Annotated in this window: 15 protein-coding genes; all 15 read right to left on the bottom strand. The window is 35.9% G+C overall.

What is annotated here, in order from left to right; translation table 11 throughout:
- Positions 1-70: 70 nt before the first annotated feature.
- Positions 71-2,860: a sigma 54-interacting transcriptional regulator gene (locus OSO01_RS08865; protein ID WP_246145106.1), complete on the bottom strand. Its 2,790-nt coding sequence runs from the start codon at positions 2,858-2,860 to the stop codon at positions 71-73.
- A 413-nt stretch (positions 2,861-3,273) separates the two neighbouring features.
- On the bottom strand, positions 3,274-4,338 hold the full coding sequence (locus OSO01_RS08860; RefSeq protein ID WP_147210076.1) for an SIS domain-containing protein: 1,065 nt from the start codon (positions 4,336-4,338) through the stop codon (positions 3,274-3,276).
- 66 nt (positions 4,339-4,404) lie between these two features.
- Positions 4,405-5,109, bottom strand: coding sequence for an N-acetylmannosamine-6-phosphate 2-epimerase (locus tag OSO01_RS08855; protein WP_147210075.1), 705 nt, complete (start codon positions 5,107-5,109; stop codon positions 4,405-4,407).
- 34 nt (positions 5,110-5,143) lie between these two features.
- Positions 5,144-5,959, bottom strand: coding sequence for a PTS system mannose/fructose/sorbose family transporter subunit IID (locus OSO01_RS08850; protein WP_147210074.1), 816 nt, complete (start codon positions 5,957-5,959; stop codon positions 5,144-5,146).
- A complete protein-coding gene (locus OSO01_RS08845) occupies positions 5,943-6,689 on the bottom strand; it encodes a PTS mannose/fructose/sorbose/N-acetylgalactosamine transporter subunit IIC (protein ID WP_147210073.1) in 747 nt (248 codons plus the stop codon). Before OSO01_RS08845 ends, OSO01_RS08850 begins: the two co-directional genes overlap by 17 nt.
- A 12-nt stretch (positions 6,690-6,701) precedes the next feature.
- The gene (locus OSO01_RS08840; RefSeq protein ID WP_147210072.1) at positions 6,702-7,178 is read right to left on the bottom strand and encodes a PTS sugar transporter subunit IIB; all 477 of its coding nucleotides are present in this window, start codon (positions 7,176-7,178) and stop codon (positions 6,702-6,704) included.
- Positions 7,179-7,191: 13 nt separating this feature from the next.
- The gene (locus OSO01_RS08835; protein ID WP_147210071.1) at positions 7,192-7,593 is read right to left on the bottom strand and encodes a PTS sugar transporter subunit IIA; all 402 of its coding nucleotides are present in this window, start codon (positions 7,591-7,593) and stop codon (positions 7,192-7,194) included.
- Between the two features lie 233 nt (positions 7,594-7,826).
- The gene (locus OSO01_RS23290; protein ID WP_156985011.1) at positions 7,827-7,967 is read right to left on the bottom strand and encodes a hypothetical protein; all 141 of its coding nucleotides are present in this window, start codon (positions 7,965-7,967) and stop codon (positions 7,827-7,829) included.
- 41 nt (positions 7,968-8,008) lie between these two features.
- Entirely contained in the window at positions 8,009-9,148 is a 1,140-nt protein-coding gene (locus OSO01_RS08830) for an aminotransferase class V-fold PLP-dependent enzyme (protein WP_186813599.1), read from the bottom strand.
- Between the two features lie 68 nt (positions 9,149-9,216).
- A complete protein-coding gene (locus tag OSO01_RS08825) occupies positions 9,217-10,392 on the bottom strand; it encodes a YhfX family PLP-dependent enzyme (protein WP_147210069.1) in 1,176 nt (391 codons plus the stop codon).
- Between the two features lie 26 nt (positions 10,393-10,418).
- Positions 10,419-11,615, bottom strand: coding sequence for a phosphopentomutase (locus OSO01_RS08820; RefSeq protein ID WP_147210068.1), 1,197 nt, complete (start codon positions 11,613-11,615; stop codon positions 10,419-10,421).
- Between the two features lie 144 nt (positions 11,616-11,759).
- Complete coding sequence (locus tag OSO01_RS08815; protein WP_246145103.1) at positions 11,760-12,611, bottom strand: phosphotriesterase family protein; 852 nt, start codon at positions 12,609-12,611, stop codon at positions 11,760-11,762.
- Between the two features lie 115 nt (positions 12,612-12,726).
- Entirely contained in the window at positions 12,727-14,019 is a 1,293-nt protein-coding gene (locus tag OSO01_RS08810; RefSeq protein WP_147210067.1) for a YhfT family protein, read from the bottom strand.
- A gap of 24 nt (positions 14,020-14,043) precedes the next feature.
- The gene (locus OSO01_RS08805) at positions 14,044-14,406 is read right to left on the bottom strand and encodes a DUF2620 domain-containing protein (protein WP_147210066.1); all 363 of its coding nucleotides are present in this window, start codon (positions 14,404-14,406) and stop codon (positions 14,044-14,046) included.
- 11 nt (positions 14,407-14,417) lie between these two features.
- Positions 14,418-14,783 (bottom strand): PRD domain-containing protein, encoded by a 366-nt coding sequence (locus OSO01_RS08800; RefSeq protein WP_147210065.1) that lies wholly within the window; start codon positions 14,781-14,783, stop codon positions 14,418-14,420.
- Positions 14,784-14,785 lie beyond the last annotated feature (2 nt).

The following is a 14,785-nucleotide window of genomic DNA, read 5'->3' as shown; positions in this document are numbered from 1 at the left end:
TTATTGTGCAGCAGAAACACATATCGTTTCTGCTGCACAAATTCTATATTAGTAATGAAAATAGCATCAATCAATACTTAAAATCAGAATGTTTCATTTTAATAATATCATAAATATACACTATTTCAGATAACGGTATTTCCACGCTATATACTTCTTCAATATGATTAAAGACTCTTTTAAGGATGTGTATAAAATTTTGGTGATTCTGTTGAAAGGTTGCCAGATCAACATGGTGAACAATTGGATTTTTCTTTACCAGCCTTTCAATCAAACAGCTTAAATGGACATAGAGGCTGATTCTGGTCGGATTATTAAACCTTATATTCAGCTGCTGTTGAAGCTTTTCAATAGATATACTTAAATTTTCTATTATTTTATCCGGGTTAAGGATAATGAGGTGATTAATAACATCTTGTAGTGAAAATAGCTTGACGATATCTTCATTTATATTACCAATAATATTTTGAGGGACAATATTTTTGAGCATCTCCTTTAATTGTTGTTCGCCCTTCCCTGAAATGATGTCTTCTATTGCGATAAAGGAAATATCCTGTACCTTTGGATTGACTGTGCCTATAATCCCTATCACATTATATTCTTTAAAAATATTCTCTTCGATTCCATTATTTTTTAAACTTAAAAAATCGTAAGGCAAAACATATATTTCACCTGAACCCTTTCTAATCCCTTTATCCAGCAATTCTTTAATTTTTACAGCTGTCCCAATACCCGTAATACATGTTGAAATAATCGTATTTTTTTTATGGCTGCTTTTGGCTTTAATAATTTGATAAGCAGGACGATAATTTTGAGAAATCCCCTCTAAAATTTGTTCAATAGTATTTCCCCTGATGATTTTTTCACCAGCATCAATCGCTATCTGAGTTGTAATATTATTAACAATTCCGACTGTACTGTTACTTATATTTTTAAACTTTTTATAATTCACCATCAGTGACCCCATATCCACAAAAATGATAATCCCTTTAGACGTATCAATAGATTTAAAATAATTATTCAGCTTATGTACAATTTCGGACAGAGAAACATCAATAGGCATATCAAAAGCTTCAAAAACATATTCTCCAAGCAGCTTATTCGAAATATTAGCTATACTGCTGGCAGTAGAATACCCGTGGGCAATAATAATGGCCTTTGTCCTGTTTAAATTCAAGCTTTCATTAAGGGATCTAATATATACAATTAAAATAACTTTATCCAGTAAATTCATTGAAATGCCAAACGTACTTTCAACTTCTGAACAAATTTTATCAATCAGCCAAAATTCTTTTGGAAAGTAGGTTTTTAATATATCTCCTATATCATTTTCATTTGTATATTCATAATTAATTTGCGTTATATCTTTGATAAAATAAGCCATAGTTGTCATTGAATTTTTAGATATATTTGTTTTTACGCTAATATCAACAGAATCAGCAATTCCTTCAAGAAAATATTTTAAGGTATTAAACTCCAAACCTTTATCACCATTAGAATTTATATAAATTAATTTTTCCAAATATTGATTAACTAATAGAGATGCTTTTTCTAAAAAAGCATCTAAAAGCAATGATTCGGTAAGGTATTTATGAATTATTATTAATAAACCTTCATACAGATTTTTTAGAGCATTATTATTTTCTACATGATACTTTTGCCCCGACCAGTCACTTTCGCTATCAATTAAGACTGATTTATTTAATGCTGTATGAAAACTTACATTTGAATCGTTATTAATAAAATTACTGATTACTTCCATCGGCAAATGCTTCAAATGCACTTCAATCAATGGAGAACTTTGATTATCAGCATAATCAATATACGCTTTTGCGCAAGAATAAATAATAATATTTTTAAGTTCCCCAACATTCCCCTGTGCATTGAAGGCCATCAATGCTTTGATTACTTTAGAATTAACCTGGAGCTGTTTATTTACATTGCTGCTCTCTTCTTTATAAAAAGTACATATTAAATGGTATTTTTCACTGTCTGTTCTTTCTCTCAATGGTGGAATAGAAACAATAATCGGGATTCTTCTCATAAATGTTTTCAAAAATGCCTCTTCCGGATCTTCTGTTGTTGCAAATAACATTCTTACGTTTGCTTTTTTCCAATTTGAATTATCACCCAAAGGATGATAAATTCCTTTGTCCATAAATAGGAATAATTTTTCCTGACTTTCAGCATTTAACCGATGCGCTTCATCTAAAAAAAGAACCCCCTGGTCCGCTTCTTCAATAATCCCATTAGTATCTTTATCTGCACCTGTAAAAGCTCCCTTTGTGTATCCAAACAAATTAGCTGTTACTAGCTCCGGATTATTGGCAAATTCAGCACAGTTGAGTGTAATAAATGGCGCATTATCACGCAGTATTTTCTTATTCTTAGCATATTGATAAATGAGTTGGGCTAAATCGCTTTTTCCAACACCTGTTTCTCCAACTATCATAAAAGGAAGTCCTGATGGAGGATAGCTAATTGCCGCTTTGGATTGTTCAATCTGATTCTTTAAACTTCCTTCATTACCGATGAAGTAATAAAAAGGATCATTTATCTTCTTTTTGTTCTTGGTATAAAGAGCATCCTTCAATTCTTCAAAGCTTGCATAAATATTCTTATCTAAAGAGATATCAAATTTATTTTCCAATAACGATTTATTAAAAAAATATGCCGGTCTGGTACTTATCTTAATTAAAATTTGAGATCGCGTGAGTTCATTTAAATATCTGCTGGCAGTACTTCTGTGAATATCTAGCTTATCTGAAATATATTGTGCTTCGACACCAGCTTCTAATCGAAATGTATCAGCAAGTCTTTTTTTAGAAATCTCCTCTATTTTTGATTTAAAATTATCCATCAAAATACATGCCCCCTCGAGCCTATAAAACCCAATTTAATAGTTTCCCGATAAAAACTGAACCAAGTTAGCGTTTCTTAATATGCCGCATATTACAAAATACTGAGAAGACAAGATAATGAAGATAATGTTGTATCTACTCTTATTTTTCTACAGTCAGTTGCAAGTATGGAAAAGCTTCACGAAAACATGATTTGAGTCATAGTATTATTGTCATCTGGTTGTTTATAGAAATAGGTGAAGGTTTGTTCACTAGACTTCTTAGAAAATTCGATTTACCCTTTCTTTTTCAGTGATACAAGGACTTATCTATGCATAATGAATCTAGTCAGGGTGAAAAGCCATGCTAAACTGTTGAAATCCAATAAACAATAAGAGCAGCTCTTATTGTTTATTGGACTTATTATTTCTTCTTAATCTACATCTCCAATTTTACTTTCTAATTTTTGATGGAACTGCGGATCCTTTGGAATACTTGGATCTACTCCCTTTAATATAGGGATTTGAGCACATATCATTTGAATGGGAATTATATATTCATAAGTTTTATAGTATTGGTGATTAATGAATTCCGTTTTTAAATTCTGAGAACTGTCAGGCACATTACCTTTATTGCCAATGACATAAATAGAATTTGTCCATCCTGAGAGTACTTTAACCATCTTTTCTACTCGCGGCTCCACCCCCGTATCTAAAATGATAATTGTTGAATCCTCATTGATAGCATTATATATTCCATGAATAAACTCCTCAAATTCGTAGCCGGTAACAGGAATGCGCATTGTTTCCAGTAATTTCAGCGCGCCCTCCAATGTATCTCCATAAATCTCGCTTGTTCCAATAACACGAATATCCTTTGCCTGTGTAAGTTTTTCTTTATTAGTGTTAATCCAGTCAAGGGAAGCATGATATGTTTTTAAAAATTGATCGGCACTTTTCTCTATGGAAGCAATGTCATTTGCATATTCATTTTCTGTTAGTTTACTTGTTTCTCTGGCAATCTGTAGTGCAAGAAGCGTCAAATTTAATTTCGTACAATAATACCCTTTTGTCTTCGCACCAGCTTTTTCTTCACCACAATGTACGGTTAAAATATAATCAGCCGCTTCATCAATAACCGCCCCCTCCTTTCCAGCCATAGATGCCACCATACACCCTGCCTCTTTCGCCAGCTTCATCGCGCCATATGTTGAATTACTTGCCCCTCCTTGTGAAATACCGATTACTAATGTTTTCGAATTATCACCTATAAAGGTTTCCTTATCAATCATAAACGGGTAATAGGCGTCTACACGGATCCCCGTAAGACGCTGCATTAATTTCTGTGTTTGCAGCCCTGCATGAAAACTTGTGCCAGATCCAGTTACAATCATACGTTCAATATTCAAAGTTCTTACTTCAGCAAATAATTGGTCGGCATTTTGGATAATCTCTTTCATTTTTTCTGGGGTTTCTCTCATATAATCTTCGACTCTCATTTTTTAAATCTCCCTTTCTTAGGTATAATTATTTGATTATTGCTCATTTTTTTCTGCAATCCCTCTTTATTTTGTTGAGCACAGAAAATCTTGAATTGCTGTGGAAATACGATTGGTTGTTACTTGCGGCCTTGTAATTGCACTTCCTACCACTACGGAATGCGCTCCTATCTCAAATGCTTGAACAGTGTCTTCACCTCCCCAAAAACCACCTTCTCCAAAAACAGGAATGGTTACTTGTTTAACAAGCTCCTGAATCAAGTTAAAATCAGGCATTTTATGAATGCGATCTCCTGTTGTCGGCATTTTGCCAGGTTTCGAACTTGATAAGGTCGTCGCCAGTATATCTGCTCCTGAATTCCAAGCATTTATCCCATCCTCCACGGAGGAGATATCTGCCATTACTAACACATCAAACCTTTTCTTTATATCTGTTATAAATTCATGCGTGTTCTTCCCATCGGGCTTTAGTTCGTTTGTTGCATCGACTGCGACAATATCCGCTCCAGCTTCTGCAACTTCTTCCACCTCATTGATAGTTGGCGTAATGTAAGCATTACTTCCTTGATATCTTTTTTTTATTAAGCCTATAATTGGAATGGAGACGATATTTTTAACCTCTTTAATATCCTTCACTGTATTTATTCTGACACCGACAGCTCCACCGGATTCTGCTGCTGACGCCATTTTCCCCATACATCCATACAAAGGATCTTCTGGAAGCGCCTGACAAGATACATATAATCCTCTTTTTAAATCTTCTATTTTCATAATGAACCAGCTCCTAAAAATTTTTTTCGTAAGCCTACATAAGCCCAATCAACGAAGCGACTATTCCAAAAGCAAGAAGCCCCAAGATAACGTACATAATCTTTACTTCTTTCTTTAATAAGTAATAAACGAAAAACGTAACTGCCAGCGGAAGAATCGCTGGAAAGATTTGATCTAAAACCTCCTGCACTTTTATGGAAGCGTCACCAAAATTAAATTCAAGAGGTGTCTCGAATTTAACCATGGTAGCGGTCATAGCACCAACTGACATTAACCCTACGATGGATGCGCCGTATGTTATTTTCTGCATAATTCCACTTTCCATTGCTTTATTTAAAAAGCTCGCGCCAACTTTATATCCAATAAACAACCCGTAATATCGAGCCAGATAATGAGGCACATTAAATACCAGTACGTAAAGCAGCAATCCCAATGGATTTCCTTCCACAGTTAATGATGTACCTATACCTGCTGCAAGCAATCGAAAGGTCCCCCACCAAAAAGAATCTCCAATAGCCGCCAAGGGGCCCATTAAACTTATTTTTGTACTTTCGATAGAGTTAGAATCAAAATCCTTATTTTTTGCATTTTGTTCTTCCATCGCTATCGTTATTCCAAAAATAAAGGTTGCAAGCCATGGAGCTGTATTGAAAAATAGGAGATGTCTTTTCAGCGCAGCAACCGTATCTTCTTTTGTTTTATAAAGCTTTTTAATAATCGGTATCATCGTATGGACATAACCCAGTGCTTGCATTCTTTCAAAATTAAATGAACCTAATAGACGAAGGGATCTCCAAAAAACTTTTAATAGATCTTTCCGGGTAATCTCCTGGCTAGACGGATCTATCATCGGCTTCTCCTCCCTTCATTTGTAATAAAACTAAAGCTACAATTACTCCGATAACTGTCACACCGATAATATCCATTTCAAGATAAGCAGCTAAGACAAAACCGCCCAAGAAAAATGGAATCAGATTTTTAGTAAGAATCATTTTCATTATCATCGCAAATCCAATAGCAATCAGCAGTCCTGCTCCCATCGACAGTCCATCTGTAAGCCATTCTGGAATAGCATTAACAAGTGAATCAATAAAATTGGAGCCTAGGTAAATAAGAAGAAATACTGGTATAAATTGACTTAAGAAAAAAACAGCATAACCGCCTCGATGTGACCACTCAATCGCCTTCATATTTCCTTCTTCTGCATATTGATCCGCTTTTTTCATCCAATAAGAATTTATAATTCTAACCAGATTTTGCAATTGAGCCCCAAGTAAAGAAACAGGAACAGCCAATGTTGCTGCAACTGTAGCTTCAACACCTGAGAGGATTGCAAATGCTGTACCAGCTATTCCGCCAGTTATCACATCTGCCGGGGAAGTAGAGCCAATACCCACAATTCCCATAAAAACCAGCTCCAATGTTCCTCCTACAATCAGTCCTGTAGTGAAGTCACCCAACACCAGCCCTACAGCTGGCCCAAGAATAATTGGTCTTCCCAGCATATTATCTCCGAATATGCGTGAATCCCACTCAGCAAGTCCACCAATTACCCCAATTAGCAGTGCTTGGATAAACATAGAAGCACCTCCTTATTTATTTAATAAAACAGCTAACGGTTTCTTATTTTCTACCGGTGTCTGTCGAATTTCTATCTGAACACCCGATTCCTCCATTTCCTTAAAATGATTAATATCCTGTTCATCAACCGCGATTGAAGGCGTTCTCATTTCCTTGCCATCAGACATCCTCATTCCTCCTACATTAATGGAGCTGATCTCTTTTACTCCCTTCACGAGCTTTAAAGCATCCGCCGATTTATCTACTAAAACAAATATCTTTAATTTTGATGATGCGTCACTGTTCAAATATTCAATAGACTCGTCAAGAGATTTAAATAACACTTTCACTCCTGAAGGGGCAGCTAGATTTAGAGCCATTTTTTTCAGTTCATCTTTAAGAACTTGATCGTTTGCAATTAATATGACATTTGCTCCCAAATATCCCGTCCATGTATAAGCTACTTGACCATGTATTAATCGGTCATCAATCCTGACTAGTTTTATCATGAAGAATCCCTCCTTAACTATTGTTTTGAACTACTTTATTCACATGAATAATTCCTTTTTTACCTTGATTTATACAGTGATCAATTAGTTCATTTGTGTCCATTTTTTCCTGAAGACTTATCATTTCCAACATCATTGGCAAATTAAATCCTGTAATAATATTCACCTTATTACTTACAAACTCGGTACAAAGATTTGATATACTACCGCCTAGAACATCCGTTAAAATGATATATTCATTCTCTTCACCTCCTTGCATAATTAAAGAATTTAATTCTTCTTTTATATTTTCTATACTTGTATGAGGGTGCATACTGATGAAATTTATATTTACAGCAGGCCCCATAATCATTTGCACAGAATTCACCATTTCTTTGGCGAAATCTCCGTGCGAAGCAATCAAGAACTTCTTCACTTCGATATTCCCTCCTAGTCATTGTCCTTTCATCAAATACATGCAAATTCCATGCCAACTAGTGTGAATATATAAATTTCAGTTAAAATTCAGTTAATTAATATTAGTGTTGTCTATTTTCTGAAAGAGTGTCACAGATATAGTTAGCATTAGCTGGTTTGATAGGTTAGTGTGCAATGTTTTTTTCAAAACAACGCAAAAATGCTTTGCTTTATGTTACTAAGCAAAGCATTTTAAAGTTTATATAATACAATAATTAGAAAACGATTGAATGTGAAATTCTCCGTTACTGATCCATTTGCTGATTTAACTAATGCCCCTGTCTTTTTTTCGTACATTTGTTCAATCAGTTTTTGCACAGCAAGCTGAATCATCCTCTATAACTTTCTGCTAAAGATTTCAGAACCGGTTTCACTTATACATCACTTGTAATATTTGATAAATTTATTGCCTTATCTAATATACTCAATATCATATTAGCACCAGATTTCATAGGGTTAATACGCAATCCATATTGCTTTAAGTGAGGTTCAGCTTCTATAAAACTTCCGGATACACGATAAATCAAGGGTAAAATTTCATATTTCGACTCAGCACCTACTGGATGTGGAGCCGCTCCTAATTCATTACTTCTCTTTAACACTTGTTCAGCTATTGGTTCTTTTAATTCAACAATTACATTCTTTGATTGGGCATTCGCTATATATGCATTTTCTATCCCTTTAATAGCTCCTTCATTAAGTAACTTGCAGAGCTTCTCTACCTGTTCATTTTGAGTTGCCAGTAAAACAGGAGAAAATGTCATCATGCGTAATAATTCTAATGCCTCGTATCCTTGCACCTGCCCGCCGCCAGAATAATTCTTTTTCTGCAATTGTTGAATCTGTTTTTCTTTACCGACAATAACACCGACTCCTTCTGGTCCCAAGAGTTTAAAACCAGAAAAAGTAGAAAAATCAGCTCCGTATTCAACCCCTATTCCATTCGTTTTCATGACACAGTAATTATCATCCACAACAATCGGTAATTCCGGCCTTAAATGCTTTACCATCTCAATTATTTGCCGCAATTCATATGTATCAGAAGGCTGTTGTCTGGCATGCTGAATATAGAATACTTTACTTTCTTTATCCTCCATCACCAATGCTTCAACAGATTTTCTGTCATTATAATCAACAGCTTTCGTTTTAAGACCTAACATACGAATGGTATCTTTTGTCGTTGTATAGACAGGTGCTTTATGAATAATCATCGTTTCCCCAGCTTTCATTAATTCACTTAAAATGATACGAATAGCACCTGTCCCTGCACCACGAACCAGTGCAGCTTTTTCCGCACCAAAAAATGCAGCTAATACACGCTCTGCATTTTCGGTATACTCAGGCTTTTTATATTGAGCAGCCAAACCTAAATCACCCATAGTTAAAAACTGGGCTCCGGTAAAATGTTCACTTATCTTCTCTACTAATTTGAACTGTAATTGCTGCGCTTCCTGTACAGTTAAAGAGGGAAGCACAGAGTTTGCATATTTCAGCTGTGATACATCGTAGCCCATGATAAGTACCCCTTTCCCTTATTCCAATTGATATATTTACAAAAAATTTCTAAAAGGCTGGTTTATTTTTATTCATTATCTATCGTTTGTCCATCACTCAGTAAATTCCCCACTGAATCATAGATACCTATCAATTTTGGTGAACTGGAGAGTCCCTGAATAACAGCAATTTTTGCATGTGTCACAAAAACTTGTGTACGGAAGGCAAAAATTGCTGTATCTCCAATATGAACACAATCCGTATCGAGTGTCCCGTAATAATCAATATGCCCTGGTTCATTTTGAAGAACAGGTACTTTCTTCAACTGTGTGCTACTAGATCCTACCAAAGCGCACTTCATATGTGATCTTGGGTAAAATCCACCACCGAACACATACGCCTTCTTATTAGACACATGAGAAACTTCAGACACATATGTCATCGCTGGTCTTTCTTTCAGAAAATCTTCTGTATGCAGTGGCGTGGTGCCTGTCAGTGCATGACCAGGTTCTCCTTGGGTGGCGCCATGCTCTTTTAATAAACGCATCGTTTCTGTCGAAGTAGCACTAGGCATATTCAATTCCAAATGCTCATAGCCTTTTTCCTTTAAAAATTCATTTGCCTTTTGCATCGATGCAACATTAGGTGTAACAGATGGTTTATTTTCTTTAATAAGCAGACAGGGAAAACTTGTTAATCCGGCTATTTCTACAGCCTTTAATGCTTCTAATTTTTTTATATCTTCAAACAGCCTGGATAAGGTAAATCCGCCCTCCTGGCCATAATAAATATAATCGTTTTCCTCAGCAATACGCAAAAAGATTTTCTGTGATTTTCCCATTTCATTTGCAATATCACTTATATTTTTTGCATTTTCGTAGCTGAATACAGTAATATAATCTGGGTTGAGTTTTAAGATGGTCCGAATCATATTTTTAGGTATTTGAACAAGATGCCCAACATGTCCAATCTGAATACCAGCCTTACTCAATGTGATGGCTTCCCATGGGTCAACCGCTACAGCTTTTTTGATACCTGCTTCTACGATAGCATTGGCTACAGCTGGGTTTCTTCCAATTTGTTTTGTCATAAAAAATAATTCCATACCTAATCTTTCAGCTTCTTTATTTAACATAGATGCATTTTCTTTAATCGTATCCAAATCGAGTACATACGTATTTGGATCAATGATTCCCTGCTGATGCAGCTTTAAAGAAATATCTATTAATTTATAGTTACGTTTTTTTGTTATTTCCAGAAACATAAACTTCCCTCTCCAATCACAAATACTTATTCAAAAAGAAACGACTCTCCATTTTCTGTCGGATGCAGTTCTAAATAAGCAGCTGCCGTGGCACCTATATCTGACAGCGTGTCCCTTTCTCCGATGTTTATTGGATTCCAGCCTTTATGAAAAGCAAGTAAATACGTTTTTTCTCTTGTATGCTGACTATGGCCAATTGTAGGATCATTACCATGATCAGCACTCATAATTAATAAATCGTTCTTTGTCATTCTATGAAATACTTCCGTCAAATACGTATCTACTAATTCAATACGATCTGCATACCTATCCGGATCTTGAGCATGACCAGCAAGATCCGTTTCTTGGACTGTTGCTGCAATCAAACCAGAATTCACATGATCCATCTCATGAAGGATATTTTCCATTACTTGTTTTGTATCAACTCCAGGAAATTTTTTAGCACCTTCACAATAAATAACGTCCTGCATTTTTCCTACCAGAGATACATCCAGCCCTTCTTTTACAGCAATCGTCGGCAGCTGATACTTCGGAGATATTCCATATCCCAGATGACGAACTTCATATCCTTGTTTATAAACATTTGATTTTGGAGAGTTTACGCCGACTAATCCATCGGCCCGGCGTTCTATAGATGCTTGTAAATGCTTTGGAGTCACATTTTTCCCTCCAAGTGCAATCACTCTGTTCACTTTGACATTTTTTCGGACACAATTTCCTATTTTCAAAACTTCTTCGAACGAAATATAATCTAAAGGAGCACTCACATTATATATTTGTCCATAATCGGTCTCGATATTATCTGCCACTATAACGAGATCATTCACCAGCAGATATGGCATCTTTGGATTAGGTATCGTTACTTTATATCCCTCATTTTCTAACGCTGCTTTCACTTCTTCCATATTCTCAATAAAAGGAGCAAGGTATGCTTTCTTCGGCTTCGAACCCATAATTTCATTATGGCCTTCAAAACTATCAGCTCCCTGATGCATTAAATTCAATACACCGTAGCTAGCCAGATTTTCTTCATTTTTTAATTTAGGATGATGTAGAATTTTATTTATTCCCAGTCTTTCAAGATTTGGTATATTTAAAGATGTTTTATCTAAAATATGATAAAAGGTATTTGCGCCAATATCCTGTGGATGATATTCTTTCACATCATCCATATTGCCGACACCTAAACTGTCCAGTATTAAAATAATCACTCTTTTTGTCATGCTTATTTCCCCTATCTAAGACATAGATAATATTTTTGAATAGACTGGAGAAATATTTCATGGATTTCTAAGCACCAAATCTTTTCAGCCAGCCTATTCTTTCATATATCAGCATTCCTTAACTCTCTATGAATATAATTTTTCTCAGGTATTCATAAAAGTCATCGGATTTTTTACGAGCATTTTATCAATGGACTCGTCTGTAATGCCGTGAGACTGCATCAAAGGAACAAACGAATCCAGTAAAAAGCTGTATCCCAGTCCTCCTTGGTACTCTAAATGAGATTTTCTCGTAATATCCATTGATAAAAATACGCGTTCTATATATCCGGCATCTTGGATTTTCTTTAACATTTCTGCTCTTGTGCGGTCTGGCATATAGCTTTCCTTACCTACCGTATCAAATTCAACATATACACCTTGTTTCAACATGTTCAATATATAATCGGCATCTCCAGTAAGATCAACGTGTCCGATAACAACTTTATCCAAATCTACTTTTTCTGATTTGAAAAATTCTACCTGTTCTAATCCAAGTGTCCCAATGGAGGTATGTGTTGTTATCGGTTTATTGGTTTCTCTATGAGCAATAACAACAGCATCAAAGACTTTCTTCTCTGTTACTGTCCATTCATTAAAACTCGTACCAATTTCTCCAATAATGCCAGCCTTTACGTTTGTTCCTTTAATCCCCTCATTGATTTCTTTTATCATTCTTTCAGCCAACTGTTCCTTGGTTTCTCTCCACACCTGTACTGGGTAGAATTCTTCCTGATAAAAACCCGTAGAATGAATAATATTTATCTCGCTTAATTCCGCAGCCTTCTCTACAAATGGAATATTCCTTCCCATCCCAAAATTTGTGACATCAACAATATTCCGGACACCTTTTTCGTATAATTTTTTGTATTCTGATACAGTCTCCGAGAACACATCCAGTTGGCAGTCTTCCGTATTTTTCACTTCCGATAAATCTATTGTCGTATGCTCATGCATATAAGTTATCCCGCTAACTAACATAACAATCCCATTCCTTCCATAGGCTTCAACTAGCTTTATATCTCTATCCATTTAAAATGACAGAGTGATGTGGTTTATGTAAGAAATTTATTTACCATAAACCTACCAGGTTCAAAATATTGACCAGAATTCCTAAAGCAACAACTGCTACAGGTCCTACAGCTAATTCTACGAGCGGTTTCTTGGCCATACGGTTAATTAGGTAGAATCCCATCACCCAGAAAAATCCAATTCCAGGCGCAATCTGTTCAGAAGCCATGGCACTCCCAATTAATATGGCCATCCCCAATACATCCGCTAATGATGTTCGAATATGCTCTCCCATTTCCCGAACTCCCGGGAGTTTATCCATGCTTTTAGTAACTATGGACAGCAGCATTACTTCTGCATACATAACTACGGCTCCTAATACGAACGCCAGTATCGGAATATCCCTAAAAATAAGACCAACTACAAAAACCATTGTTGTACCAGCAAGACCATAGACTCCAGTTACAATTGCGGTTGAGAATACCAAAGGAATAAATCCAATCGCTCTTGCAAACGTTGCAATTGCACCTTCAGTATATTTTCCCTCGTTAATTAAGGCTTGCGGCATGGCATCTACTGCAAGTATTAACTGTGCAGATACCAGCGCAATCAAACCACCCATTAACGCAAGTAACCAGCGGTTTTTCCTGATTTTATTTACACGCTCAGCAAATATATTTACCAAATCAGCATTCGTAGATTCTCCCTCGCCTTTCACTTTTGCCGCATAATATACCATCATCAACATTCCGACTAAGAGCGCCATCCCCTCCGGACTTAATGTTATATCATAAGAGGCAACGGTAAATGATCCAAATTTAGCAAATAAGAGGTAGGCGATAAAAGTAATCAGAGCTGTACTCATTGCCTTCTTCATCCCATGCTGATACCCTACAGCTACTGCCGGGAAAACCGTGAAAGATATAATGATAGGAGTTCCTACCAGACTTAAAGACTCCAAGAAATTGATTGGAAGCTGGTTAAACAGATCAACAATAAACTGAAGACCCAGACATACTCCAATGCTGTACACAGCGCCGACAATTCCTGAGATAATCATTCCTTTTTTACTATCTGGCGTCCAAATACCAATGATGTCACAAGCTAATAAAATACTATGTGCTATAATAATTACTGCACCAATGGATAAAGGAATCCCAAATCCAATAATTAACCCAAAACTTAAAGCAAAACTAGTTGCTGCCAGTTCTTTTCTTGTAATACGTCCTTCCAAATATTCTGGCATAATAGGCCGCAGCCCATCATTAAACACTGCTACCCCTCGATTAACCAGCATGGAACCTATTGCACCGACTAAAGCAATAGATATAAGCTGAATGATTGTAAACTCCATTCTTTCCTACCTCCTGACCCGTCCTTATTTATTTAGTAAAGCAGGGATTAAAATATCTAACATATTCTTCGAGGAAGGAGCAGTGAAACCAAAAGCTACCTTCCCTTTGTTTACTTCTTCTTCTATTTGCTCTTTGCTCATGACAGAACTCGGGGAAGCTAACGAAACACAATTGCTCTGTCCTAATAACGCATAAGCCATTGCAAGTGCACCGCCTGATCCAGTTTCACACGCCCCGACATAGTAGTCAGCCTGCTTATTTTTAATAGCCATTACAGCATCTAAATCACTCTTGATTACCACATCGACTTCCTGCCCACCCAACTCTTTAATTTGCTTCTCAATTACCTGCTTGTTTAATTGACCACCAATTACAATTTTCAACATAATAAAACCTCCTATTTGTTATTCTCCATAACTCCATGTAAATGGAGATAAAAATAATCCTGCTCTTCTTTTGGAAATTCGTGATGAAGCTGATCTTTTACAAACTCAATGACCTCTTTTATTTCTTCCATATATGGTGTCTGATATATATCATCTACGACTGCCTGAGATGGACCTTCCAATTCTTCCCCTTTTTCAATTCGGGCTAAAGCCATACACATATGTGTCCAAAACATTTCCGAGTTTTCAATTGGTTCTTTGTTAAATTTTGCTGCTAAAAAATCATACGTTTGATTCGTAACATCATAAGCTTGCTTCGTAATGATTTGACCTTCTAATAAAATTGTTAATTTCTTATTCATTTCCAATTTGTTCATAT

The sequence above is a fragment of the Oceanobacillus sojae genome, assembly GCF_007991515.1.
Taxonomy (GTDB): Bacteria; Bacillota; Bacilli; order Bacillales; family Amphibacillaceae; genus Oceanobacillus; species Oceanobacillus sojae.
This window is presented reverse-complemented; position numbering and strand designations above follow the sequence as displayed.

What these genes read in the sequence shown, in the direction of transcription:
- OSO01_RS08865 (WP_246145106.1), bottom strand. Translation starts at nt 2,860, where the DNA reads ATGGATAATTTTAAATCAAAAATAGAGGAGATTTCTAAAAAAAGACTT.
- OSO01_RS08860 (WP_147210076.1), bottom strand. Translation starts at nt 4,338, where the DNA reads ATGAGAGTCGAAGATTATATGAGAGAAACCCCAGAAAAAATGAAAGAG.
- OSO01_RS08855 (WP_147210075.1), bottom strand. Translation starts at nt 5,109, where the DNA reads ATGAAAATAGAAGATTTAAAAAGAGGATTATATGTATCTTGTCAGGCG.
- OSO01_RS08850 (WP_147210074.1), bottom strand. Translation starts at nt 5,959, where the DNA reads ATGATAGATCCGTCTAGCCAGGAGATTACCCGGAAAGATCTATTAAAA.
- OSO01_RS08845 (WP_147210073.1), bottom strand. Translation starts at nt 6,689, where the DNA reads ATGTTTATCCAAGCACTGCTAATTGGGGTAATTGGTGGACTTGCTGAG.
- OSO01_RS08840 (WP_147210072.1), bottom strand. Translation starts at nt 7,178, where the DNA reads ATGATAAAACTAGTCAGGATTGATGACCGATTAATACATGGTCAAGTA.
- OSO01_RS23290 (WP_156985011.1), bottom strand. Translation starts at nt 7,967, where the DNA reads ATGATTCAGCTTGCTGTGCAAAAACTGATTGAACAAATGTACGAAAAA.
- OSO01_RS08830 (WP_186813599.1), bottom strand. Translation starts at nt 9,148, where the DNA reads ATGGGCTACGATGTATCACAGCTGAAATATGCAAACTCTGTGCTTCCC.
- OSO01_RS08825 (WP_147210069.1), bottom strand. Translation starts at nt 10,392, where the DNA reads ATGTTTCTGGAAATAACAAAAAAACGTAACTATAAATTAATAGATATT.
- OSO01_RS08820 (WP_147210068.1), bottom strand. Translation starts at nt 11,615, where the DNA reads ATGACAAAAAGAGTGATTATTTTAATACTGGACAGTTTAGGTGTCGGC.
- OSO01_RS08815 (WP_246145103.1), bottom strand. Translation starts at nt 12,611, where the DNA reads ATGCATGAGCATACGACAATAGATTTATCGGAAGTGAAAAATACGGAA.
- OSO01_RS08810 (WP_147210067.1), bottom strand. Translation starts at nt 14,019, where the DNA reads ATGGAGTTTACAATCATTCAGCTTATATCTATTGCTTTAGTCGGTGCA.
- OSO01_RS08805 (WP_147210066.1), bottom strand. Translation starts at nt 14,406, where the DNA reads ATGTTGAAAATTGTAATTGGTGGTCAATTAAACAAGCAGGTAATTGAG.
- OSO01_RS08800 (WP_147210065.1), bottom strand. Translation starts at nt 14,783, where the DNA reads ATGAACAAATTGGAAATGAATAAGAAATTAACAATTTTATTAGAAGGT.